This window comes from Winogradskyella maritima, from assembly GCF_042650215.1.
GTDB lineage: Bacteria > Bacteroidota > Bacteroidia > Flavobacteriales > Flavobacteriaceae > Winogradskyella > Winogradskyella maritima.
On the sequence record NZ_JBHSAT010000004.1, the window covers coordinates 1,740,220 to 1,766,496 of the forward strand.

At 37.8% G+C, this 26,277-nt stretch carries 19 protein-coding genes; 6 read left to right on the forward strand and 13 right to left on the reverse strand.

Annotated features, from left to right (window positions below; translation table 11 throughout):
* Positions 1–53: 53 nt before the first annotated feature.
* From ACFOSX_RS09005 to ACFOSX_RS09020, 4 genes are all read right to left on the reverse strand, one after another.
* Positions 54–3,293 carry a S41 family peptidase gene (locus tag ACFOSX_RS09005; protein WP_386099517.1) on the reverse strand — a complete coding sequence of 1,080 codons (3,240 nt, stop codon included), beginning with the start codon at positions 3,291–3,293 and terminating at the stop codon, positions 54–56.
* 102 nt (positions 3,294–3,395) lie between these two features.
* On the reverse strand, positions 3,396–7,115 hold the full coding sequence (gene purL, locus ACFOSX_RS09010) for a phosphoribosylformylglycinamidine synthase (RefSeq protein WP_386099520.1): 3,720 nt from the start codon (positions 7,113–7,115) through the stop codon (positions 3,396–3,398).
* A 158-nt stretch (positions 7,116–7,273) separates the two neighbouring features.
* On the reverse strand, positions 7,274–8,272 hold the full coding sequence (locus ACFOSX_RS09015) for an endonuclease (protein ID WP_386099523.1): 999 nt from the start codon (positions 8,270–8,272) through the stop codon (positions 7,274–7,276).
* Positions 8,273–8,274: 2 nt separating this feature from the next.
* Positions 8,275–9,492, reverse strand: a complete 1,218-nt coding sequence (locus tag ACFOSX_RS09020; protein ID WP_386099526.1) for an RsmB/NOP family class I SAM-dependent RNA methyltransferase — start codon at positions 9,490–9,492, stop codon at positions 8,275–8,277.
* A 120-nt stretch (positions 9,493–9,612) separates the two neighbouring features.
* Here ACFOSX_RS09020 and ACFOSX_RS09025 point away from each other — a divergent pair, with 120 nt between their 5' ends.
* Complete coding sequence (locus ACFOSX_RS09025; RefSeq protein ID WP_386099529.1) at positions 9,613–10,704, forward strand: WD40/YVTN/BNR-like repeat-containing protein; 1,092 nt, start codon at positions 9,613–9,615, stop codon at positions 10,702–10,704.
* Here the strand turns inward: ACFOSX_RS09025 and ACFOSX_RS09030 are convergent, their stop codons facing one another.
* The 7 genes from ACFOSX_RS09030 to ACFOSX_RS09060 form a co-directional block, all read right to left on the reverse strand.
* Positions 10,705–11,157: a sensor of ECF-type sigma factor gene (locus ACFOSX_RS09030; protein WP_386099532.1), complete on the reverse strand. Its 453-nt coding sequence runs from the start codon at positions 11,155–11,157 to the stop codon at positions 10,705–10,707.
* Positions 11,154–11,645: a hypothetical protein gene (locus ACFOSX_RS09035; protein ID WP_386099535.1), complete on the reverse strand. Its 492-nt coding sequence runs from the start codon at positions 11,643–11,645 to the stop codon at positions 11,154–11,156. Before ACFOSX_RS09035 ends, ACFOSX_RS09030 begins: the two co-directional genes overlap by 4 nt.
* 33 nt (positions 11,646–11,678) lie before the next feature.
* Positions 11,679–12,221: an RNA polymerase sigma factor gene (locus ACFOSX_RS09040; RefSeq protein ID WP_386099538.1), complete on the reverse strand. Its 543-nt coding sequence runs from the start codon at positions 12,219–12,221 to the stop codon at positions 11,679–11,681.
* 317 nt (positions 12,222–12,538) lie between these two features.
* A complete protein-coding gene (locus tag ACFOSX_RS09045) occupies positions 12,539–14,368 on the reverse strand; it encodes an ABC transporter ATP-binding protein (RefSeq protein ID WP_386099541.1) in 1,830 nt (609 codons plus the stop codon).
* Positions 14,368–16,095: a phospho-sugar mutase gene (locus ACFOSX_RS09050; RefSeq protein WP_386099544.1), complete on the reverse strand. Its 1,728-nt coding sequence runs from the start codon at positions 16,093–16,095 to the stop codon at positions 14,368–14,370. The genes ACFOSX_RS09045 and ACFOSX_RS09050 overlap by 1 nt, the downstream gene beginning before the upstream one ends.
* Positions 16,096–16,170: 75 nt before the next feature.
* Positions 16,171–17,121: a glycosyltransferase family 2 protein gene (locus ACFOSX_RS09055; RefSeq protein WP_386099547.1), complete on the reverse strand. Its 951-nt coding sequence runs from the start codon at positions 17,119–17,121 to the stop codon at positions 16,171–16,173.
* A gap of 43 nt (positions 17,122–17,164) precedes the next feature.
* The gene (locus ACFOSX_RS09060; protein WP_386099550.1) at positions 17,165–17,698 is read right to left on the reverse strand and encodes a DUF4199 domain-containing protein; all 534 of its coding nucleotides are present in this window, start codon (positions 17,696–17,698) and stop codon (positions 17,165–17,167) included.
* A 160-nt stretch (positions 17,699–17,858) separates the two neighbouring features.
* Here ACFOSX_RS09060 and ACFOSX_RS09065 point away from each other — a divergent pair, with 160 nt between their 5' ends.
* From ACFOSX_RS09065 to ACFOSX_RS09075, 3 genes are all read left to right on the forward strand, one after another.
* Positions 17,859–18,110, forward strand: a complete 252-nt coding sequence (locus ACFOSX_RS09065) for a type B 50S ribosomal protein L31 (protein ID WP_386099553.1) — start codon at positions 17,859–17,861, stop codon at positions 18,108–18,110.
* A gap of 135 nt (positions 18,111–18,245) precedes the next feature.
* Positions 18,246–19,421: a GlmU family protein gene (locus tag ACFOSX_RS09070; protein ID WP_386099556.1), complete on the forward strand. Its 1,176-nt coding sequence runs from the start codon at positions 18,246–18,248 to the stop codon at positions 19,419–19,421.
* 15 nt (positions 19,422–19,436) lie between these two features.
* On the forward strand, positions 19,437–20,351 hold the full coding sequence (locus ACFOSX_RS09075; protein ID WP_386099559.1) for a hypothetical protein: 915 nt from the start codon (positions 19,437–19,439) through the stop codon (positions 20,349–20,351).
* Position 20,352: 1 nt separating this feature from the next.
* Here the strand turns inward: ACFOSX_RS09075 and ACFOSX_RS09080 are convergent, their stop codons facing one another.
* Together ACFOSX_RS09080 and ACFOSX_RS09085 are read right to left on the reverse strand one after the other, a co-directional pair.
* A complete protein-coding gene (locus ACFOSX_RS09080) occupies positions 20,353–21,096 on the reverse strand; it encodes a LytR/AlgR family response regulator transcription factor (RefSeq protein ID WP_386099562.1) in 744 nt (247 codons plus the stop codon).
* Positions 21,093–23,090: a histidine kinase gene (locus ACFOSX_RS09085; RefSeq protein ID WP_386099565.1), complete on the reverse strand. Its 1,998-nt coding sequence runs from the start codon at positions 23,088–23,090 to the stop codon at positions 21,093–21,095. The genes ACFOSX_RS09080 and ACFOSX_RS09085 overlap by 4 nt, the downstream gene beginning before the upstream one ends.
* 167 nt (positions 23,091–23,257) lie before the next feature.
* Between ACFOSX_RS09085 and ACFOSX_RS09090 the strand changes: the two genes are divergently transcribed.
* Both ACFOSX_RS09090 and ACFOSX_RS09095 read left to right on the forward strand, forming a co-directional pair.
* Positions 23,258–24,991, forward strand: coding sequence for a T9SS type A sorting domain-containing protein (locus ACFOSX_RS09090; protein WP_386099568.1), 1,734 nt, complete (start codon positions 23,258–23,260; stop codon positions 24,989–24,991).
* Between the two features lie 162 nt (positions 24,992–25,153).
* Positions 25,154–26,161: a LamG-like jellyroll fold domain-containing protein gene (locus ACFOSX_RS09095; RefSeq protein ID WP_386099571.1), complete on the forward strand. Its 1,008-nt coding sequence runs from the start codon at positions 25,154–25,156 to the stop codon at positions 26,159–26,161.
* Positions 26,162–26,277: the final 116 nt, after the last annotated feature.

Below are 26,277 nucleotides of genomic sequence, written 5' to 3' on the forward strand. Positions count from 1 at the left end.
ATTTGAAAGGCAAAATACAGAATTTCTGATGTATCTCTAGGTAAGCGCTTAATTTAGTCTACCTCTTTCAATAGCTCACTCACCGCACGCTCCAATTGTTGGTCTTTGCCATTATCGATAACCCCTGGCATATTCTTCACCTTGATTGTTGGTTCGGTTTGGTTATTTTCCATCCAATCCCCAGATTTATCTTTCGCACTTACAGGTACAACACCCCATACTGAGCCATTTGGCAGACCTTCCCAACCCGCAAAACTACAGGTTCCCGGTACTGGCATACCTACGGTTTTTCCAATCTTTAGATCGGTATAACCTGCGGCAAAACAATGCCCATCGGAATACATACTTTCATTAAAAAGCGCCAAGGTCGGTTTGGTCCAACGTGATGTTGGTTCGCCACCCACAACTTTAGCTTCGGTTTCATACGTTATAAAAGGAACGCCTGTAAAGAACATAGCCAAATCAGCAACCAAATCACCACCGCCGTTAAAACGTGTATCTATGACCATACCTTTCTTTTCAAAATATTTACCCATCATGTCTTGGTAAATACTGCGATAAGGTCCATCACTCATACCTGGGATATGTACATAACCCAATTGCCCGTTGCTTAATCTTTGAACTTCCTTTTCGTTGGTTTTTACCCAGCGATCATATAGTAATCTGTTCTGTTGACCAATAGAAATTGGTTTAACAGTTATACTTTGGCGAGTTTTTGTTTTTGGGTCGTAAATGTCCAAGAGCATAAATTTGCCTGACTTTCGATTTAAGTATTTAGCAACATCCTGGTTTTTATCAACTACAACGCCATCAATTTTTTCGATAATCATTCCAGCTTCAACATTAAGACTGGCTTTGTCCAAAGGTCCGCCATTGATAATCTCGTCGATGAGTATGCCGTTATCGTCATGGTCGTAGCTCATAAATATACCAAGCGCCGCTGTAGCATCAGGATTGGAAACGTCCGAACCACGATATCTTGCTCCAGCGTGAGATACGTTGAGTTCGCCAAGCATTTCAGAAAGCATTTCGGTAAACTCATAGGAGTTGCCGATTGATGGTAGATATTTTTCGTATTCGGATTTCATTTTATTCCAATCGATACCGTGAAAGTTAGAATGGTAGAAAATAGCGTTGGTGCGTATCCACACATGATTGAACATAGCCGTGCGTTCCGCCTCTGTATCTAAAAGCATTTCGCCATCAATCTTAACGGCTTCTTTTTTCTTCTTTTCAGGGTCAATTTTTGAAATACCTCCAGAACTTAGCAGGTATAAGTTTTTTCGATCTTTATCCCACTGTAAGCTTCCAAAATTGGTATTCAATTTCATGGCCATTTCCGTTTTTCGGGTTCTGAGGTCTGTAGTCCATAGGTTCATTCGGCCTTCAAAACTTGCTAAATAATAGAGTTTATCTCCTTTTTTAGATAATACAGCATCGCCTAAGTTGGAAGAGTGAATGGTCAATCGTTTGGTGCGGTCTTTCATGCGATCCCAATCAAAGGTCAAATCTTCAGTTTTCTTTTCGTCCTCTTTATCGTCGTCTTTTTTGTCTTTCGCTTTAGAGTCGTCTTCTTTTTTCTTGTCTTTCTTGTTGGCTTCTTCAATCGCCTCAGCTAATTTGAAATCCTCTTCATTCAAATTGAACTCGTCCCACGCCTCTTGGGTAAAAAACATGCTATAAACATCGTCTTGGGACTGACCACTTGTGGCGTAAGATTTTAAGCCATTTCGGTTACTGAACCAAATCATCTGCTTACCATCATTGACCCATTTAGGGCGAAAATCTTGGTAGCCACTTTCGTTAAGATTGATGCGTTTAGACCCATCGGCGGCCATTAGCAACACTTCTGAATTACTCAATGTTTTTCTCCAGCCAATCAATAACCATTTACTATCCGGGCTCCATTGAAAATATTTATCACCATCGCGCATGTGATATAAATCTTTCGGCGTCAACAATGTTGTTTCTTTGCCTGAAGACAAATCTTTTATTTTCAAAGTACGTCGCCCTTCAATAAAGGCTAACTTTTTTCCATCTGGCGAATAATCAGGGAGATAATTATCGTTTTTGTTTTCAACTACTGGCGATTCTTTTAAAAGGGTAGAGGCGAAGAAAAACGGTTCTTCGTCACGTTGCTTTTCCGTTTTATAAATACTCCATTTACCGTTACGTTCACTGCTGTAAACGACAGATTTTCCGTCTGCGCTCCACGTGACAAAACGTTCTTGTTCAGGCGTATTAGTCAAGCGTTTTGTGAAAGATTCATCAGTTGAGGTAACAAAGACTTCGCCACGGGAAATGAAAGCGATTTCCTTTCCGTTTGGCGATGCTTCCATTTCGTTAACACCGCTTTTTATGGCGATGAATTTGTCGGAGTTATTTTTGTCTTGTGTAATAATGTTCACATTGACCTTTTTCGGCGCTTGCCCATTTTTCATGGTATATAACTCACCATCATAGCCAAAACATAAGGTACCGTTACCCATACTTAAAAACCGAACGGGATGCATTTTAAAATCTGTCAATTGCTCAGACTGATTTGGTAATGCTAAATCCATTTTATGCACATTGAAGGTGCCACTGCGTTCGCTTAAAAAATATAGACTTTTTTCGTCAGAACTCAATATAGGTTGGCGGTCTTCCGCGGTATTAGTAGTTAGCATTTTATGGCTATTTGAAGGTTTGTCGTAAACCCATAAATCTCGTGTTATGGATGAGGTATGATGCTTCCGCCATTCGTTTTCGCCACCTTTTTTATCATGATAATAGATTTTTTTTCCGTCTTTGGACACCTGAACATATTCAGCAGGAATTGTAAACACTTGGTCAACTCTTCCAGTCTTTACGGGAACAGAATATAACTCCGACTGCGAGCCGTGAGGATATTGTCTGTGATTTACATCATCTTGGCGCAGTGCTCCGAAGAGAACTGATGTATCATCATGTGTAAAACTGTAAGGTCTTTCATCGTTGGAATGAAAGGTCAATCGTGTAGCCTCGCCACCGTTTGAAGACATGACATAAATATCAAAATTCCCGTAGCGATTTGAAGCAAATGCTAATTGAGACCCGTCCTTACTCCATACAGCCATATAGTCATGTGCGTCATGGAAGGTCAGCTGTGTTGCCGTACCGCCCGAACTTGCAACTTTATACAAGTCTCCCTTATAAGTGAAAACAATTTGAGAACCATCTAGAGAAATGGCTGAGTGTCGCAACCAATTAGGTTGATTTTGACTGAATGATACAGTTGAAAAACAAACGGCTAGGAAAAATAGGAAATATCTCATTTTGAAAAATTTGCACTAAGCTAGTGAAATCCTCGAAACTTCTGACAATGAGATAACTCACAAAGTTTTGTTAACGAAAGTTTAAATAAGTAATAAGGAAGCCTATTTACTTTCAATCCACTTACGCGCATTCACAAAAGCCTCTAACCATGGCGAGACTTCATCTTTCCTGCCTTCAGGATAATTGGCCCAATTCCAAGGAAACGTAGAGCGTTCAATATGTGGCATAGTGACTAAGTGGCGACCGGTCTTATCACAGAGCATGGCGGTGTTAAAGTCAGACCCATTAGGATTGGCGGGATATTGCTCATAACCATATTTTGCGACAATATGGTACTTGTCTTCCTCATATGGTAAATCGAATTTTCCTTCGCCATGAGAAATCCAAACACCCAAAGTACTGCCTGCTAAACTCGATAGCATTACCGAATTATTCTCCTGAATCTTAACCGATGTAAAACCGCTTTCATGCTTATTGGAGTCATTGTAGGTCATTTTTCCGTGCACCTCATGGTCTGGATTGATTAAATCCAATTCCATCCATAATTGGCATCCGTTGCAAATTCCGACGGAAAGCGTATCATCACGTTCAAAGAATTTTTTTAAGGCTGTATTGGCTTTCTCATTGTATTTAAATGCGCCTGCCCAACCTTTGGCAGAACCTAAAACATCAGAGTTTGAAAACCCACCAACGGCACCAATAAACTGAATATCTTCTAACGTCTCGCGCCCCGAAATTAAATCGGTCATGTGGACATCCTTAACATCGAAGCCAGCTAAATACATGGCATTGGCCATTTCACGCTCAGAGTTGCTTCCTTTTTCTCGGATGATGGCTGCTTTGGGTGCTCTACAGTCATTGCGAGGAGCCTTCGAAGAAGTAGATAGAGATTGATTCTCCCGAATTCTCGGGATCGCAATGACGTCTTCTAATTTACCCGTGAAATGTTCAGGAAATTTATATTGTAGTGGTTGATACTTGTAATTTTCAAATCTGGCTGTGGCTAAATCGTTGGCGGTTTGTTTTTGGTCGAGTAGGTATGAGGTCTTAAACCACATATCTCGTAATCGCGATACAGTCATCGTAAAGACATCGGTACCATTGATAACGGAGAGCACATCACTTTCGGTAACTTTTCCGATATTATGAAAATCGATTTTAGCATTCGATAAAGTCTTTTCAATGCTATCATCTTTTGCTTGGAAAACAATACCCGAATTCTCAGCAAACAAGACTTTAAAACTGTCGGATTCACCCAAAGATGATAAGTCGAGTTCAGCACCTAAATTGGTGTCTGCAAAGCACAATTCCAATAGAGTAGTAATTAGGCCACCTGAAGCGACATCATGTCCTGCGACAATTTTTCCAGACTTAATCAAATCCTGGATGTTATTGAAAACAGTTTTGACATAATCTGGACTAGTTACAGATGGTACTGCATTACCAATTTTGCTATTGATTTGCGCAAAGGAACTCCCGCCCAATTCAAAAGCTTGCTGAGATAAATTGATATAGTAGATAGCGCCTGCATTCTTTTTAAACACAGGTTCAACAACAGCGGTTATATCATTACAATGCGCGGCGGCTGAAATCACAACCGTACCTGGTGCTATTACATCACCATCATCATACTTCTGTTTCATGCTCAGGGAATCCTTTCCGGTTGGCACGTTAATTCCCAAGGCAATCGCATAGTCTGAAACGGCCTCGACAGCTTCGTATAATCGAGCATCTTCACCTTCGTTTTTGCAAGGCCACATCCAGTTGGCGGAAAGTGAAACGCTTTTTAATCCATCTTGTAAAGGTGCCCAAATGATATTGGTTAAGGCTTCAGTGATGGCATTTAGGCTTCCGGCTTTAGCATCGATTAAACCAGCTACTGGAGCATGACCGATCGACGTGGCTATGCCTTCTTTGCCTTTAAAATCCAAGGCCATAACACCAACGTTATTCAATGGTAATTGTAAAGGTCCAGCGCATTGTTGCTTCGCTACTTTACCGCCAACACAACGATCAACTTTATTAGTCAACCAATCTTTACAGGCTACAGCTTCGAGCTGTAATAACTGGTCGAGGTAGTCATAAAATTTATCTGTATCGTAGAGCAGTCCATTAAAATGGCGAGCTACAGTTTTATCATTCATGATGGTTTTTGGCGAACTACCGAACATATCGGTGAGTGCCAAATCCATAGGTTTGTTGCCTTTGGTTTCAGACTGAAAACAAAAACGCTTGTCATCCGTTACTGTTCCGACAGCAAAATAGGGCGAACGTTCACGTTTGGCAATCTCTGCCATGATGTTGTAATGCTTTTCGGCAATGAGTAAACCCATTCGTTCTTGGGATTCATTACCAATAATTTCTTTATCTGAAAGCGTAGGGTCACCAACAGGAAGTTTGTCTAAATCAATATGACCACCGGTATCTTCAATTAATTCTGAAAGGCAATTCAAATGTCCACCAGCACCATGATCGTGAATGGAAATAATATGGTTTTCTTCACTTTCCACCATCCCACGAACCACGTTAGATGCACGTTTTTGCATTTCTGGATTAGAACGTTGCACGGCGTTTAATTCTATACCCGAATCAAACTCACCAGTATCCGCAGATGATACTGCGGCACCACCCATTCCTATACGGTAGTTGTCACCACCGAGTACCACAATTTTATCGCCTGCTTTTGGTGTCTCCTTTATGGCTTGATCTGCTTTTCCGTAGCCGATACCTCCGGCTTGCATAATCACCTTGTCATAGCCTAAGCGCTGGCCATCTTCTTTGTGCTCAAAGGTTAAAACAGAACCACAAATAAGAGGTTGCCCGAATTTATTTCCGAAGTCGGACGCACCGTTAGAAGCCTTAATGAGGATATCCATTGGCGTTTGATACAACCACTTTCGAGCTTCGAAGGATTTCTCCCATTGGCGTTCCTCTTCTAATCTAGAGTAGGAGGTCATGTAAACAGCTGTTCCCGCTAAAGGCAATGAGCCTTTGCCGCCTGCCAATCTATCCCTGATTTCACCACCAGATCCTGTAGCAGCACCATTAAATGGTTCAACCGTCGTTGGGAAGTTATGGGTTTCGGCTTTAAGGGAAATGACGGATTCAAAATCCTCAGTTTTGTAGTAATCAGGAATATCAGATCGTTTTGGAGCGAATTGTTCCACAACCGGACCTTTGATAAATGCTACGTTGTCTTTATAGGCCGAAACTATAGTGTTTGGATTTTCAGCCGATGTCTTTTTAATCAGTTTGAAAAGCGAACTCGGTTTCTCCTCACCATCAATCACAAAGGTGCCGTTGAAAATTTTATGGCGACAATGCTCAGAATTGACCTGCGAAAACCCGAAGACTTCAGAATCGGTCAATGGTCTTCCGATACGCTCTGAAACCTCATTAAGATAATGCACTTCCTCGTCGCTTAGGGCTAAACCTTCTTGCTCGTTATAAGTCGCAATATCTTTTATGTCCTGAATGGCTTCAGGTTGAATGTCAATATTGAATATATCCTGATTTAGTCTTGAGAACTTTTCAGAAATCATAGGGTCGAAGCCTTTGTAATCTTCAAAAACGGCTTCAAACTCTTCAATACGAATGATTCCAGCAACACCCATGTTTTGGGTAATTTCAACAGCGTTGGTACTCCAAGGTGTGATCATGGCAGCACGAGGGCCAACAAAAAAAGCATCGATTGATGCTTGTTCTATTTTCGGCTGGTCGCCAAAAAGCCATGATAGTTTCGAAATAGTTTCGGTTGATAATTCTTCTGCTGTTTGAACAGCAAATATTTTGCTGTTTACGTTTCCAAAGAAATGGATCATTATGCTGCTGTATTTGTGGTGAACATTAAACAGCAAAGTTACGTCATTTTACGAAATGTAAACTTAAATTTTGAATCAAAAACAGAACTTAATAAACAGGTTTTAAACAAAAAAAGCGATTCGTTTTAAGGAATCGCTTTTCTAATTTCTCTAAATGTTTATCGTTTTACCAATTTACTAGTTTCAGTCTTACCGTTCTGTGTTAATCTTATGATATACACGCCCGATTTTAATCTCGATGTTTCTACCGTGTCAGACATTTTCAAAGTGGTATTCAATACCTTTTTTCCAAGGATATCAAAAATCTCAACACGTGTCGCTACGCTGTTTTTCAACTTAATTTGAATGTCGCCTTGCGTTGGGTTTGGGAAAATAGTGAAAGCTGGGGCATCTTTAAAATCGTCGTTAGATAAAACCATCCATCGGTTTTGAGCATCAGCGCCACCCCAAATTAAAGTGGCCAAATATGGATTATCTATAAAAGGATTTCTTACGCCTTGTGCGCCACTAATCACTGTATTTCTCTGGTCTTCAATACCGCCATCCAAAACAGGATCGGCTGCATTCCATTGTAAAAACAATGACAAAGAGCCAACAGCATCAAAAGGTTCGTTGTATCTGAGGTTGGCATACAAAATAATTCGAGCTACATCACCACGCCAATCATCACCAGGGAAAAAAGCATTGCCTGTCGATGAAAATCCACCAGAACCAGACGTAAATGGGTCGTTGCCTCTTAATGTGTTATCATCAATATCACAAACACGTAAAACGTGCAAATCGGCTTCAGCCGTACCCGTATCCAATAAAGAACGCGGGTATACATGTTCTGTATTGTAGGTTTGTGGCGTATCTGGGTTACTGCCTGACAACCACTGATTATCAGGACGTATGTCACCGCTGTAGATTAATACTACTTCAGATTGATCCGCGGGATTAGCATCTGCATCATATAAAAAGTTATGACGTTGTGAGTACGTAAGGAAAGTTGTGTGTTTACCTATGGTTTTTGTCGCTAATTCGTCATATAAGTTTGAATTTGATGCCGAATATGTAATGCCTTCATAGTACGCCTGAAGTTCTGGTGGAGGCACTACGGTCTGCGCTATAATAACGCTTGAAAAAACAGTAAATAATAGAAAGTAGATCTGTTTCATAACTAATTGCTTTTCTTTTCTAATAACGCCATATAAAATCCGTCAAAACCAGATTTATGGGCTAAAATCTTTTTGTCTTTTATCAATTTAAATGGAGCGCCAGCTTCCGAATTTAAAAACTGCTCCACTTGCTTTTCATTCTCAGATGGTAATACGGAGCAGGTTGCATAAACCATCTTTCCACCATCTTTCACCATTTTTGAATATTGCTCCAAAACCTCTTTCTGCGTCTGTTTAATAGACTCAATAAACTCAGGTTGCAATTTCCATTTAGCATCGGGATTACGTCGTAAAACGCCCAATCCTGAACATGGTGCATCAATCAACAAACGATCGGCTTTGCCATGCAATTTTTTTATGGGCTTGGTGGAATCAATGGCTTTCATTTCAATATTATGAACGCCATTTCGTCGTGCTCTAACCTTAAGCTTTTTCAATTTACTTTCGTAAATATCCATTGCTATTAATTGGCCTTTATTTTCCATTAAAGATGCCAAATGCAAGGTCTTTCCACCAGCTCCTGCACAGACATCTACAACTTTCATGCCTGAATGAACATCTAAAAAATCAGCAACCAACTGTGATGAGGCATCTTGAACCTCAAACCAACCGTCTTTAAAGGTTTCAGTCCTGAAAACGTTAGCCCGTTCTTTTAGCCTTAAAGCTGAAGGATGGTTAGGTAAAAATTCAGTTTCTATATCTTCCGAAGCCAAGCGTTGCTGAAGGTCTTTCTTGGTTGTTTTAAGGGTGTTAGTTCTTAAAATAACATCGGCTTGTTCGTTCTGCTTTTCAATTTCCTTAGACCAAGTAGCTTCACCCAATTCTGAAACGCCCAATTCATCCATCCAGTCGGGGATAGACTCTTTTATTTTTCGTGTTTTTGAAAGCTCATCAAAGCGTCCTTTTATCTTTCGGGTTGGAGTGCCTTCAAAATATTTCCAATCGGGAAGGCGAATGCCTTTTAATGTAGCCCAAACAGCAAATAAGCGCCATAGATTATCACGATCAAAAGGTTCTTTGACATTAGCAATTTCGGCATACAGGCGTTTGTAACGTACGATTTCGTAAACCGTTTCAGCCACAAAACCTCGATCACGGCTTCCCCAGCGTTTATCACGCTTAAGCAATGATTGTACAACCTTATCGGCGTATTCATTCTCATTGAAAATCTTGTAAAGACCATCAATAACCGCAAAGCAAAGATTTCTGTGTAAACGCATTGTGAAATTTTAGGGTGCAAAGGTACTATTTATTGTTGATTTTAGGCGTATTTAAATTTGATAATGAGCGTCTTGCTCGTGAGTAGCAAAGCTTTAGTATTTTTAGGGAAAATTATAGATATGCGTCATCTAACATTCCTTTTGGCCTTAGTACTCTGTTTTTCGTGTAAGAACGAACAGAAACGAACTAATAAAACTTTAGAAAAGACTTCGATTATACCTTATGATTCTGTTGAGATATCCGCGATTTTGGAGGATTCATTGTTGAATGTTAGGGCATTGGAAGTATATAATGGAAAAATGGCAGTTGCTACTTCTCAAGGAGATTTCTACACACTTTTTAATGACGGAAAAACCTTTGGTAAAGTGTCTTTCGATAGTATTTCATCAAATATGGATTCAATTGGGAACAATAATTTTAGGTCCTTAGCCATTATCAAAGATTCAAGATTTAAAAACTATTACCCATTGTTGGGAGTAACTATTACAAGTCCTACTAAACTTTACAAAAACGGTATTTTAAAATATCAAGAAGCTCATCCAGACGCTTTCTACGATTCCATGGACTTTTGGAACGACCAAGAAGGCATCGCCATTGGTGATCCCACAGATGACTGCATTAGCATTATCATTACACGAGACGGAGGTGAGTCTTGGACAAAGCTTTCTTGTGATGATTTGCCAAAAGCTAAGGACGGTGAAGCGGCCTTTGCGGCAAGTGATACTAACATTGCCATAGTTGGCGATGAAACTTGGGTGGCGACAGGAGGAAAGGCAAGTAGAATTTTATATTCGCCTAACAAAGGCCAAACTTGGGAGGTATTTGAAACACCAATTATTCAAGAATTGGAAACTACTGGTATGTACTCGTTAGATTTTTACGATGCAAAAAACGGCTTTGCTATTGGTGGCGATTATACCAAACCCAATGATAGTATCGGCAACAAAATCAGAACCAATGACGGGGGTAGAACATGGGTTAGAGTAGGTGATGGACAATCACCAGGTTACCGAAGTTGTATTCAGTATTTCCCGAATAGCGATGCTAAGTCATTGGTTGCTGTAGGATTTAAAGGCATCGATATTAGCCATGATGCTGGTGATACTTGGAAGCATTTATCCGATGAAGGTTTCTATACCCTTCGGTTTTTAAATGATTCTATGGCTTATGCGGCAGGCAGAGGCCGTGTGTCTAAGTTGGTGTTTAGATAATTAATCCCGACCTTTTCCTTTCCTAAATTCCCGAAGGCGTTCTAAAAGCTTTTTATTGAATTCGTCTTCCGCTGCCCTTAGACGGATAATTTTGGCGGAAGGAATTACGTTTTTCAATTCTTGTATCATCTTCATTTTAGCTTCGTGCATTTTTTTTTCGGCAGAGACATACTGATTCAATAAATTATCGGCATCGGCATCTGAAAGATTTTCAGACTGTCTTATCTTCATTTTTATCTCACGCATGTCCTTGCGTTTAATTTGATGCATAGTTTCATCAAACTTGTTGTAAATAGGCCAGAATCCTTGGGATTCTTCTACCGTAAGGCTTAATTTTTCAGTGATAAACGCCACTTTTTGAGCTTTGATTTTATCGCGCATTCCTTCTCTGTCTCTTTGCGCAAAGCCAAACGTTAAAAAGGATAGCAGTACTATGGTCATTATTTTTTTCATTCTAAATAGGATTCTATATCTGCTGTATTCAGCAAATAGGTTTCAATATTATCTTCGGTAAATTCTGTATTTATAAAGGTGTCTTCAGTGTCTATATAGTTTGTTTCAGAGAGGAGTTCCGCTAGCTCATAACTATCTAGCTCTTGAGACACAAAATAATTTTCTACCATCTCTACGGTTAAATCTTCATTTGTTCCATTTTGAAAAAACAAAGCGGCACTAATCAACACTACAGCGGCCATACTTGCTACAGCATACCATTTTTTGCGTTGCATCAATGGAACAACCTTTGGTTCATCGAGCTTAGCGAAAATAGTATCTTCCAGATTTTCAAAATAATTTTCAGGTGCTTTGAATCCTGATTCCAAATCTTCAGGCAACGCACTGTTTTCTGATAATTTTGAGAATAATTTTTCGTCAAAACTTTCAAAATAGTCTTCTGGTGTTTTAAAACCGTGTGAATGGATATTTAATTTTTTCTTTGTCATGTCATTTATAAGACTGTAATACGTTGTAAAGGTTTAATCTGATGCTATATAACTTTCTATCTTCTTTACAGCATGATGATAGGAGGCTTTAAGGGCACCTTCACTGGTGTCTAAAATCTTAGACATTTCCTTGTATTTAATATCGTCAAAATATTTCATATTAAAAACTAATTGTTGCTTTTCTGGCAATGTGGCTATGGCTTGCTGTAATTTTTTCTGAATGGCGTCACCTTCAAAATAAACATCAGCTTCTAGGTTGTTTATGAGTCGGGTTTTATGTTCCTCAGAAGATAATTGTTGTCGTTTAGCGTTTTTATTCAGTTGCGTAATGGCTTCATTGGTGGCAATACGGTACATCCATGAAAATAATTTACTGTCGCCTTTAAACTTTTCAATGCTTCTGTAAACTTTGATAAATGTATTTTGAAGGACATCATCTGTATCATCATGCGAAATCACAATTTTACGGATATGCCAATAGAGTCTCTCCTTATACAAGGACAGTAATTCTCTAAATGCAACTTCTTTTGTGGAAGTGGTTTTTAGGCGTTGAATAAATTGGGATTCGTCTTTCAAAAAATGAAAAATTATACAGCTTAGACCTTTTAGAATGCTAAAGGTTTAATCTAAGATACCCTTTTTTTGTTAGTTAATTTTGGATGTAATTTATAATGGTTGATATCGATAAAAAGTAAAAAATATCGATAAAAAGCACTTTATTCTTGTTTAAGTGTAAATTTTGTCTTAGGTTTACATCGACTTAATTACTTAATGGATGTTGCCAGCTCCCCAAAGCTGGCGATAAAAATCAGAAGAGGACGCGATGCAAATCGGGTCCTTTTTGATTATATTTAATAGTTGTTGATTAGAATTCAGTAATAATATTCCCGATACTAGCTCTCTAAACGTTGCATTTCTACCAACTTTCGGTAAACGCCATTCTTTGCTAAAAGTTCGGTGTGTGTGCCACTTTCCGCGATTTCACCTTTATGCATTACGATAATTTGGTCTGCATTCTGGATGGTTGACAAGCGATGCGCAATGACAATAGAGGTTCTGTTTTGCATCATACGTTCTAAAGCGTCTTGAACCAACCGTTCACTCTCCGTATCTAAAGCTGAGGTTGCTTCATCGAGAATCATGATTGGTGGATTCTTTAATACCGCACGTGCAATGCTTAAACGTTGTTTTTGTCCTCCAGACAGTTTGTTTCCAGAATCACCGATATTGGTATCTATACCTTTCGGTAGTGTTTTGACAAACTCCCATGCATTGGCAATTTTAAGCGCGTCCAAAATTTCGTCATCAGTAGCATCTTCTTTTCCAAGTTTAATGTTGTTTTTAATAGTGTCATTAAATAAAATGGAATCTTGTGTCACTAGCCCCATTAATTGTCGAAGCGACTTTTTCTTTAAGCCTTTAATGTCTTCACTATCGATAGAAATTTGACCATCATTGACATCGTAAAAACGTGTTACTAAATTGGCAATAGTACTTTTTCCACTTCCCGACTGCCCAACCAAAGCGACGCTTTTTCCTTTCGGGATTTGAAGCGAGAAGTTTTTTAAGACTAATTCATCTTCATATTTAAAGGAGATGTTTTCTATGGAAATGTTGGACCGGAAATCCGTTTTTTCTTTGGCGTTTGGTGCATCTTCCAAGGGTGAAGCCGTATTCAGAATTTCTAAAACTCGTTCCGCGGCCGCATTACCTTTTTTAACACTGTAACTTGCCTTACTAATGGCTTTGGCTGGTGTGAGTATGTTGTAGGCTAGGCCGAGATAGGCGAGGAACTCACTGCCTTTTAAAACTTCGTCTACCAATACCATTTTCCCACCAAACCAAAGGATGATACCAATAACAGCAATACCTAAAAATTCACTCGTCGGCGATGCTAGATTCTGTCTGTTTAATAATTTGTTTGAAAAACGATAAAATCGCGATGTGGATTCTTCAAATTTATTCTGAAAGGTCTGTTCTCCGGTAAATCCCTTTATCACTTTTAATCCGCCTAAGGTTTCTTCAACAATAGATAAAAATTGACCTTGTTCCTTTTGTACCCGGTCCGATTTCTTCTTTAAACTTTTCCCGATTCTTGAAATGATAAAACCTGAAATCGGTAAAAAGATAAATACAAACAAGGTTAATTGGGTACTGATTTTAAACATCAGAATAATAGTGAAGAGGATGGTCAATGGCTCCCTAACAATCAATTCCAATATAGAAAGAAAGGATGACTGAATTTCTTGCACATCATTACTAATTCTTGCTATGGTATCACCCTTACGTTTTTCGGAAAAGAAGGCCAACGGCAGGTTAGTTATTTTATTGTAAATGGCATTTCGCAAGTCTTTAAGCACCCCGTTTCGCAAAAATGTAATAAAGTACATCGCGAAATAATTACAAATATTCTTCAGAAAAAACAAACTTATAATGAGTGAAATAGCCAATAACAAAGCGCCCATCTTGTCTGTTTCGGCCAGTGTATTCATATGATAGCTTAGGCTATCTTCAATATAACTTCCAACAGACATAAGTCCCTCGTAAGTTGGCTTTGTTTCTACAACTGTTTTTTTCTCGTTGAAAAGAACATCAAGCATTGGGATAAAAGCTACAAAGGCCAAAGCACTAAAAAGCGCATAGAAAATGTTGAATACAATATTTAGTATTGCATACTTTTTATAAGGAATCGCAAAGCGAAGGATTTGCTTAAAATAATCCATTAAAGGTTCATGTCGTTTAGAATCGCATCAATCCTCTCGTTCAATAACTGCGCCTCAGACTGATAATCGGACATATTGTCCAATTCTGAATTCACACTAACATAGAATTTGATTTTTGGCTCTGTTCCACTTGGTCTTAACGCGATTTTACTGCCGTCTTCGGTGTAGTAAATTAGTACGTTTGACTTCGGAATATCAATCGTCGATTCTGTATTCGTTTGAAGGTCTTTTGACACTGACGTCTGATAATCTTCAATCCGAATGACCTTTGAGCCATTAAGTGATTTTAAAGGATTCTCACGGGCATCAATCATCATCTGCTTTATTTCTGAAGCACCTTCAATGCCTTTTTTGGTCATTGAAACTAAACGCTCTTGAAAAAGACCGTATTTTGAATATAATGAAATCAGTTTTTCATAAAGCGTCTGTCCGTTCGCTTTCGCTTGTGAGGCAATTTCGCAAGCAAGTAGTGTTGAAGTTACAGCATCCTTATCACGGACAAAGTTACCGACCATAAATCCAAAACTTTCTTCACCACCACCAACGAAATCGAGTAGGGGGAAATCCTTAATCATTTTGGCAATCCATTTGAAGCCAGTTAACCCAATTTTCAATTCCACGTTGTAAGCATCGGCCAATTGTTGCATCATTGGCGTTGATACAATGGTGGAACCAATAAACTCATTACCATCTAATTTTCCCTGTTGTTTCCATTGTTCTAACAGAAACTCTGTCATGATAATCATGGCTTGATTACCATTGAGAATGGACAAGTTTCCGTCTAAATCACGCACAGCAATCCCCAATCTATCACTGTCTGGGTCGGTGCCGATGACAATATCGGCATCTATGTTATTAGCCAAATCTATAGCCATTTTTAGTGCTTCAGGCTCTTCAGGATTTGGAGATTTTACCGTTGGGAAATCACCATTGGGTTCAGTTTGTTCTGCAACAAGATGAACATTGGTATAGCCAGCACGTTTTAAGGTTTCAGGGATAGTCGTAATTGATGTGCCATGAAGCGGTGTAAATACGATTTTCAGGTTTTGCCTAGCATCATCAGACGTGTCGAAGCTTCCATTTTCTACCGAAGCATTGATAAACACATCATCAACGTCTTTTCCTATATATTCGATTAAATCGGAATTTTCTTCAAACTTTATATCTGAATAATTGAGATTATTTATAATGTTTACAATCTCAGCATCCTGAGGTGGCACCAATTGTCCACCATCTTGCCAATACACTTTATAGCCGTTATATTCGGGTGGATTGTGGGAAGCTGTTAATACAATTCCGCAATGGCAATTAAGATGTTTTACAGCAAAAGACAACTCTGGTGTTGGTCTTAAATCTTCAAACAAAAAAACTTTTATACCATTTGCAGAGAAAACATCAGCGACCACTTTGGCCAGTGTTTTACTGTTATGTCTACAATCGTAGGCAATGGCAACTTTTAAATCGTCGTCAGGAAAGCTTTGCTTTAGAAAATTACTTAAGCCCTGGGTATTTCTTCCGAGGGTGTATTTATTAATACGGTTGGTGCCTATACCCATTACGCCTCGCATTCCGCCAGTCCCAAATTCTAAATCCTTGTAAAAACGGTCTTCTAAATCTTTAGGGTCATTGGCAATAAGGCCTTCGATTTGCTTTTTGGTGTCGGCGTCAAACGCTGGTGTCATCCAAGTATTGACACGCTTTAAGAGTTCTGGTTTAATATAAATCATATTGAATGCAATAGTATACGTAAAATTAAGAAAATAGGAAGCAACTTAGGATTTGGGAAGCGAAAATACCGATGTTTAATTAAGATTTAATGATTCCTTAATGAGGTAACGCTGTTGTTGCCGTTTTGAGCCTAGGACCAATTCACCCAGAAATCCTGCGATGAAAAATTGACTTCCGATAATCATAGTAGCCAGTGCAATATAGAATTGCGGTCGTTGGGTGATTAGACGACCATCGGGATTAAAATACAATTTATCAATACCCAAGTAGAAGGCAAAACCAAAGCCGATGATAAACATAATTACACCAAGTGCACCAAATAAATGCATAGGCCGTTTTCCAAAACGGGAGATAAACCAAATGGTCAATAAGTCCAAGAATCCATGGATAAACCGATTCATCCCGAATTTGGTATGGCCGTACTTTCTGGCTTGGTGTTTCACGACTTTCTCACCTATGTTTGTGAATCCGGCATTTTTAGCCAAAACAGGGATATAACGATGCATTTCGCCATTAACATCAATATTTTTTACCACATCACTATGATAGGCCTTTAAACCACAATTAAAATCATTCAATTTAACGCCCGAAGTACGCCGAGCGGCCCAATTGAATAATTTAGATGGCAAATTTTTCGCTATGACACTGTCGTAGCGTTTCTTTTTCCAGCCAGAAACCAAATCAAACTTTTGGTCAATAATCATGTTATAGAGTTCTGGGATTTCTTCGGGATTGTCCTGTAAATCCGCATCCATGGTAATGACAACATCACCTTTTGCCTCTATAAAGCCGGCATGAAGTGCTTGAGACTTCCCAAAGTTCTTCAAAAACCGAATACCTTTTACATGAGGATTTTCGGAAGACAGCGCTTCTATAACCGACCAGGAGCTGTCCGTACTGCCGTCATCGACAAAAATAATTTCGTAAGAAAACGAATTGGACTGCATCACTGATACAATCCAATCGTGTAATTCTTTTAAAGATTCGTCTTCGTTAAGTAGTGGTATAACTACTGATATATCCATAGGATGGTTTGAGCGTTTGGTAGCTCAAAAGTAACGAAAATATTTATTCGGCGTTTGGGTCTTTACGTTTCATGATAAGAGCCACGATAAGGCCAATGATAGAATAAAATACTAGTGCTTGTGCATAACCTAAGGCTTGCGTAGTAATTGAAAAGCTATCTTGTTGCTCTGCTTTTGCCATTGCTTCGTTTATCTGGGCTTCAGCCATCCCGAAGCCTTCCATCATTTCACGAGATTTCTCCAAGCCCATTTCTTTTAGCATCACGGCCGATTCTGGGTCGATAAAATTAAACAGCACAAATAAAACCACTGAACTAATAAGAATACCAATGGCAATAGTGATGAAGAAAGAACTGAACGCTTGTTTAAATGATATGTAACCGCCCAAAAGGCTCTTGCTTTTAGCCGTAGAGATAACCCCGAAGGTTATGGCAATAATGGTTGGGAGTAAAATAGCGACCCAAAAATTCACCAAGAGCTCCATGTTTACAGCGTAGCAAACTATAGTAATGGCACATAAGGTAAGCCCCAGGTAAAGACCATAATTTAGGGCTGATGATTTGATAGATTTTTCCATGTTTAATTGGTTTAGTTAGTAATTCAGTTGGTTAGTGTTAACTTGCACTGATTTGTTACAAGGTATTTAAAATTAAATTTAATTAAAAAGATTGTAGAATTACAAAAAATGATTAAATTTGCACCTCGAAAAAATCGAATATTTATTAAAGCATTGAGCGATGAGAAAAGGTATACATCCAGAAAATTATAGATTAGTGGCGTTTAAAGATATGTCTAACGACGACGTATTTTTAACAAAGTCAACTGCTGATACTAACGAAACTATCGAGGTTGATGGTGTTGAGTATCCATTGGTGAAGTTGGAAATTTCTAGGTCTTCTCATCCGTACTACACTGGTAAATCTAAATTAGTAGATACTGCTGGTCGTATTGACAAGTTTAAAAACAAATACGCTAAGTTTAAGAAATAAGCGAAGCCTAACGATATTAAAAGCCTTTCAGGAAACTGGGAGGCTTTTTTATTTTCTGTATTTCCCCTACATTTGAAACATACACCGTAAAAGACCTTACGTTAATTAACTATCGGTGCACTAACGGCTTAGACTATGAACTACATCTTATTTGATGGTCCCCACAGAAATAATCTTTTACCTTTTACATACACACGCCCTGTGGCAGATATCCGAGTAGGGATACTTACAATTCGTGAAAAGTGGGAATCCTATTTGGAATACACCACCACTACAGTGACGGAAAACTATCTCTCCGAAAAATTCCCGATGGTAGAAATGGACGATAACATTATGATTAATGCGTCCTACCTTCCGAATCGTGAAATCACGGCGGTTGTAAAGTCATTGACTGAAAATCAAGCTGTATTTATAGGAGAAGATGTCATAGCCTTTCATGTAAAGGAAGGGGAGTCGCCCGAAGATTTTTCAAGCTTCGAGGCTATTGAGTTTGAAGGCGATATTCTAAAGATCGAGAACACTTGGGATATTTTTTCAAAAAACGGTTCAGCAATTGAAGATGATTTCAATTTGATTACGTCCGACCGAAAGTCTGAAGCCATTCCGGCAACGGTCAACACCATCAATGCTCAAAATATATTTATAGAAAAAGGGGCGAAACTGAATTTCGTCACTCTAAATGCTGAGAACGGTCCAATTTATATTGGGCGAAATACCGAAATCATGGAAGGCTCTGTCATCCGTGGGCCTTTTGCACTTTGCCCGAATGCTACGGTAAAATTGGCATCTAAGATATATGGTCCTACTACGATTGGCCCGCATTCAAAAGTTGGTGGTGAGGTAAATAATTCTGTGATTTTTGGCTATTCTAACAAAGGTCATGATGGCTTTTTGGGGAATTCCGTTTTGGGCGAGTGGTGTAATATTGGTGCGGATTCCAACAATTCAAACTTAAAGAATAACTACGCTGAGGTTCGCCTTTGGGATTACAATACAGAAGGTTTTGCCAAAACTGGATTACAGTTTTGTGGATTGATGATGGGCGACCACAGCAAATGCGGTATCAATACCATGTTTAATACAGGAACAGTCGTTGGTGTGAGTTCCAATATTTTCGGAAGTGGTTTTCCACGCAATTTCGTTCCCAGTTTTTCGTGGGGCGGGAGCAAGGGTTTTGTGACCTATAAAACCAACAAAGCTTATGAAGTTGCTACCGTGGTTATGCAAAGACGCGGTTTGGAATTCAGTGATATTGACAAAGCCATTTTGGACCATGTATTTGAGGACACCCAAAAGTTTCGTCGGGATTAATTTAATTTGAAGGCTATGAAAGTCGTATTGATATTTATTGCGTTTTGTTTTTCGTACGCTGTCTTTTCGCAAGAAGCCACATATACAGTGACTAATTTAGAAATGAACGATAAGAATCCGCATTTCGGATTGGCCTATAGTAATGATGGCAAAGTGCTAATCACGTCGTTTAAAACCAATAAAAAAGGACGAATCATTACAGATGGCCCTGACCCAGTTTTGGGATTATATGAAGGTAATGTCTCGGCAAATGGCGAAATCACAAATATTGAAGCTTTTAAAATTGCTGATTCTGAAGACATTCAGCATATCGTCAGTGCAACCTATTCGCCCGATGGAAAAAAGCTATACGTTTCTACCAAATACGGAAAACGAAAAAATGCACCGAAAGGAAAATTTAAGGACACCAACCTTCATATTGAAGTTGCTGAATTAACAATTAGCGGTTGGTCTGGATTTGAAGTCTTGTCTTTCTGTAAGCCTAAATTTTCGTATGCCCATCCAACGTTAAGTGCCGATGGAAAATATATGTTCTTTATTTCGGATATGAAAGGCACCGGAAAGCAATACACTAAGGGGAAATCAGATATTTATCGTGTAGAGATGTTATCGGACGGTACATTTTCTGAACCTGAAAATGTAGGGCCAAATGTCAACTCTTATGCTTTGGAAATGTTTCCTTTTATGAGCAAAGATAATGTCTTATTTTTTTCATCAAATAAACCTGGAGGACTAGGGAGTTACGATATTTACAGTGCCAAAATGAATCCTGATGGCACTTTTGAAAAAGCCGAACGTTTACCAAAACCTATCAATTCAACGGAAAGCGATATTTCTTTTATGCTAACAGGTACTAATACAGGCTATCTCACGTCAAAACGCAAAAAGGGTAAAGGCGATGATGATATTTATTATGTGGAAAAGCAGTAGCTTACACATGTAAATGGGTCTCAATAAATTTCAAAAAATCATCTTTTCTACGGCCAGATATAACAATGTTCTCTCCAGATTCTAAATTCACACACAAACCATCTCTTTTTGTAATTCCTGTCATTTTAAGCGTATTTATGATATAGGAATTATGTACGCGATAGAACCCGGTATTATTTAATTTATTTTCAAAATCCTTGAGATGTTTGGTCACAGTAATTCTTTCTGAATTAACGAGAAAGACATCTGTATAAGGGCCAGAAGCCTTTAAAAAAATAATATCACTAAGTTGTACGAGACGCATTCCTTCCAAATCTTTCAGCATTAGGCTGTTATTCTGTTTGGCAATAAATGAACTAGCTTTTTCGGTTGAGCTATTTGTGTTTATTGCGTTAATCGCCTTTTCTATAGCTTCTTTAAACTCTTGTGTTTGTATAGGCTTAAGCACATAATCCAATGCCCCTTTTTTTATGGCTTCTATCGCATAGTTCTCATGTCCTGTAATAAAGATAATCTTAGCATTATTTGGCTCTGTTTTTTTTAGGATATCAAAACTTGTGGCATTGTTTCCCAAATGGATATCTAAAATCAATAATTGATAATCATTGTTTTTGATAGATTCTATACCAGCCTCTAAGGATGTAACACCATCAATGATTTTGAATGTAGATTCAAAATAGCGTTTCAGCAAGGATTGAATAAGCTTGCAGATTCTTTTATCATCATCTATTATAAGTACATTCATGCGACTAGTAAAGGGAGTTCGAATAGGACTTCAACTTCGTTTTCTTCTTTTGTTAAATTAAGTGTTGCGTGTCGTCCATATATTTTTTTATGCAAAGCAATGCGTTGTCTAGTTATTTCCAGTCCTCTAGAAGGCCTTTCTTTTACTTCATTAGACGGGATTGGTCCATTACTCAAGATATTATTTTTAATACTAATGTGCAATTGGTCTTTGATTTGGGAAATAAGAACTTCGATTTTCCCAGTGTTATTGGTCGTAGAAAATCCACCATGCTCAATAGCATTTTCTAGAACCGTTTGGGTTAGCGCACTGGGTATTTTGGAAAGCCATAGTTCATTTTTAATATTGCATACTATGTGGTATTGAAAACTGTGTTCTAATCGGTGTTGCTGAATCGAGAGGTAATTGTCTATCATGTTTTTTTCTTCTTTTAGAGTCCATTCATCGTTGAAGGTACTCTCTAAGACCAATCGTGAAAATCTCGAAATATTGGAGGTATAATTAATTAAGTTTTCATTGAAATTATGTTCTGTAAGCTCTGCTTGTAATGCTGTAAAGGCATTGTTGATGTAATGCGGGTTAAATTGAGAACGCGTCAATTTTGAACGTAATGCAAGATTTTGGATGCGCCCTAGTTTTTTATGATATGTAAAAACTATGATGCCTAATGCCAATAAAATCACCAACAAGCCTACCAGAAAGATTATTTTATCCCTTTGTTGCGCTAGTTTAACGGAGGCCAATTCTTCTTTTTGTTTAAGGATAGTTATTTCTTTATCCTTTTTTTCAGTTTCAAATGCCACAAGCGTCTTTTGAAGGTTTTGCATATCATTCTTTAAGCTAATGCTATCCATAAGACTTATCATTTGAGAGTTGACTTTGGTTGCTTCTTTAAAGTTTTCTTGCTTAATAAGTATCTTATTTTTAATTCCCAGCACATACTTTAAGCGTTTTAAATCATTTGTTTTTCTGAAAAACTGAGATGCCAATTCGGTATAATTGAGAGCTTTTACAAGCTCTTCTTTTTTGTAATAGACAACTGCCAAAAGGCGCTGGGATTCTGCTTCAATATCTTCAAAGGTATTTTTGCTTTTTTCAAGTGTTGACAAACCCAATATTTCAGCTTTGTTTAAATTTTCTGCATCTAGATATAAATATCCTAGATTGTTACTCAGTAAAAGTTCTTTATTTAAAATTTGATAGTTTTTTGCCTGTATTATGGCTTCCTCAAGAAGGATAACCGCCTCATTGCTGTCTCCTGTATTTTTAAAGATGTATCCTAAATTGTTCACCGCCCCAAAGTATGCTTCTTTATATTGAGCCTTATCTTTGGCCAAGTCTGTTAATTTTGTAAAATATCGTATACCATCTTTGTAGTTTTTTGATTTAGTATGTAGGAAACCGAGCATATTAAGGACATAGATGTAATCATCTAGCTTATCATCTCGCGAGACTGACTTTTCAAGCTCAGTAAGTTGTTGAATAGCCTCATCGTTCCTGTCAAGCGAAACGTAGTTTGAAATAATTCCTGTTTTAATTTCTAAAGCATAGTTCCAGAACGTATCAGGATTTTTAAGTTGCTTTAATAGCATCTCCGCTTCTTTATAGTGATTTAGGGATTCCTCATGTTTTCCGGAATCATAAAGCGCTCTACCTTTAACTATCTTAAAATGTGTGTTTAAATGTAGATAATCTGGATGTTTTTTGATGTAAGTCTCAACGTTGTTTAAGAGTTTGAAAGCGCTGTTTAAGTCTGTACTCCGGAATGTTTTTGCTTTTAAAAGATTTAGTCTTTGAATTATATAATCAGAGTTGCTTCTAGAGTGAACAGAGTCGAGATAATACAGCTTTTCATCCGTATTTTTTAGTGCATCTACATTTGTAATAACTTGTTTGAAAAAGTCTAGATTTTCTCGCAACATATCTTGTTCAGTTGTTTGCGCTAAAGTGAAAAAATGTCCAGTAAAGGTCAAAAGTAGTACTGTGAACCGCATCGTAATTTTAATTTGAATTAAAATTACGATTATTAGCCCACTAATTGATTTTCATTCATTAAACGATATGTAACATGTATTAGTTGAAATGTTACAGATATTAATCTTCATGGTTTTGTGCCAGTTATGGGCGCTAGATTAGAGTCCAAATTAAAAATAACTTAACCATGAAAAACAATTACTTATTTATTTTATGTTTTATCTGTTGCAGTCTTTTTGTCAACTCACAAACTTTTGAATGGGGCCATGGAATTGGTGGAACAGGAAATGACTACGCAAAAGACGTTGCTGTTGATGCTAATGATAATGTGTATATCATTGGAGAGTTTTCAGGAACCGTAGATTTTGACCCTAGTTCCAATACAGTCAATCGTACTTCAAATGGAGGTCTGGATATCTTCCTACTAAAATTAGATAGTAGCGGAAACTTTGTTTGGATTAGAACGTATGGAAGTGTGGATGATGAGATTGGTCGTACCGTGACCATAGATGATTCAGGCAAGGTAATAGCTGGCGGAGGTTTTAGAAACACTGTAAATTTTTCTAATACAGGAACACCAATAAATAAAACGTCTAATGGAGGTTTAGACGCTTTTATTTTGGGATTAACAGCTGGAGGGGCGAATGATTTTATATTAACTTTTGGTGGGTCAGGTAACGACAACGTTTTTGATAATGTTGTGGATTTTAATAATGACTTAATTGTTACAGGAAATTTTTCTGGAACAGCAGATTTAAATCCAACAACAGGAACTCAAAACGAAACCGCAGGTGCTCTGACTGACCCATTTGTAATCAAACTCAATTTAGGCACTTTGAGGCCCTCATTTGTATGGGCCAAGACCTTTATAGGTAACAATACCAGTTTCAGTAATTTTGGCAGAGCTGTAGCCGTTGACGGAAACAATAATATAATATCTGTAGGTCGATTTAAAGGGACAAACGATTTTGACCCAGGCTCTGGAGTAGCTAATGCTGGAAGTTCTGGGCTTTACAGTGCTTACATTTCTAAACTTGATTCAAACGGAAATTTTTTATATAGAAAGACCCTAGTTGGAGGACAACCCACACCCCAAGGCGAAGGTTTAGACATTATGGATGTTGTTATTGATTCAAATAACAATATTATTATGACAGGTAGATTTGATGGGACTGTAGATTTTGACCCAAACAGCGGTACGTTTAACATGGCATCCTTCACAATATCTGGTGATAATAAACAATCCTTATTTCTTTGGAAATTAACGGATGCAGGAAATTTTGTTTATGCCAAAAATTTCACAAGTACTTCAAATACATTAAATACGTATTCGGTCGACGTAGATAGTAATGATGATATCTATTTTTCCGGACGATTTAGTGACACTTTTACACAAAATCCTGATGCCAGTTTTTTCTTGACGGCTAACGGAACCTTCAATGGCTTTATTACTAAAATGAGTAATGCCGGTGCTTGGCAATACACTTTAAAAGTGGGAGAAAATGGTACTGACTATATACAGAGCACTACGCTCAGGAATGATAAAATAGTTCAAGTGGGTCGATATTCTGGCTCAATAGATTTAGCACCTGGCTCAACAGTTTTTACCGAGAATTCTGTAGGTAGCTCAGATTTATTCGTCCAAAAGCTTCAGGAAAATAGTCTAAGTACTGAAGGTTTTTTAAATAACCAAAACATCAAAATATTTCCAAATCCAACGCAACAGTATATTCTTATACAAGGATTAGAAAGCTTGAATTACGAAGTGTTGACCTTACAGGGTAAACGTCTTTTAAAAGGAAATTATACTAGCGGAATAGACAAGATAGATGTCTCGTCTTTGAGTTCGGGAATGTATATCATTTCCATTTCTAACCAAGATGGTTCCCAAAGCATGAAACATAAAATCCTTAAAAATTAATAGTGCCCCTTCTATTTAAAAAGAGGGAAGTCAATCTTGGTTTTCCTCTTTTATTTAATAAATAATTACACGTATTAAATTAAACCCAACGACTATTAATTATTGAGTATTCAAGATTTTGAATTTCAGTACATTAGCATAAATTACTTAACCTATTTTATTATGAAAAAACATGTATTTATTTGGAGTGCTCTCATTATTATGAGCTGTAGTAGCGACGACACCCCAACACAAACAGAACCCGAAAATACAGCTCCGATTGCCGAGGATGTCACCTTTTCTATTGATGAATATTTGACATCCGAATTATTAGCCACCGTTGAAGCATACGATACCGATGGGGATGATTTAACATTCGCAATTACATCGCAAACACCAGAAAATTCTATGACTATTAATGCCTCTAATGGACAATTAATGGTGCAAACCCCTGAAGCTTTTGATTTTGAACAACGTGATGAGGTTGTAGCTACTGTAGAAATATCTGATGGTAGTTTAACGACGACGATTCAAGTTACCATGGATATTATTGACGTTCCTGGTCCAGAAGGAAATTTATTGGCCTATTATCCATTTAACAATGATTTAGATGATTATTCCGGTAATGCTAATAATGCATCTAGTACATCTGCCACTGGTATTTCGAGTACGTTAAACCGCTTTGGTAAAGCAGATTCTGCAATGGAATTTAATGCTGGCTATATGTCTATTCCATCTTTTGGAGAAAACGCAAACGACTTTAGCATCTCGCTATGGGTTTACAAAGATTCTAATCTTAATCAAGGTTTTCATAGTGTATTTATGTCCAAAGTAGGCACTGGTAGAGATTATGTCTTAAAATTTGAAGGTGATGAAATCAATGCGCATTATTATAGTAACAGTATGTTTTTCCACCACTCTACAATGACTTTGGATTTGCCAAATGATACATGGATAAATGTTATCCTAACGGTTGAAAATGGAAACATCTGGAGTATTTATATTGATGGGAATTTAGCTGTTACCCATACAAATACCGATTTAATCACATGGTCTAATAACCCAGTTATGATTGGTGCTTATGATGAGTTTGAAGACGATTATTTTAAAGGAAAGATTGATGATATTTTGGTATACGGTAAAACATTAAATTCAGCTGAAATCTATGAAATCTCAAGAAACCGTTATTAATGAGAACCTATCTTAACAAACATAGGTTGGAAATTATCCTCATCATCAAATACAGTTTGGTGATTATTTACATTTGGAATATAAATTAGACCGCTATATTCTAATGTTATGTTGGT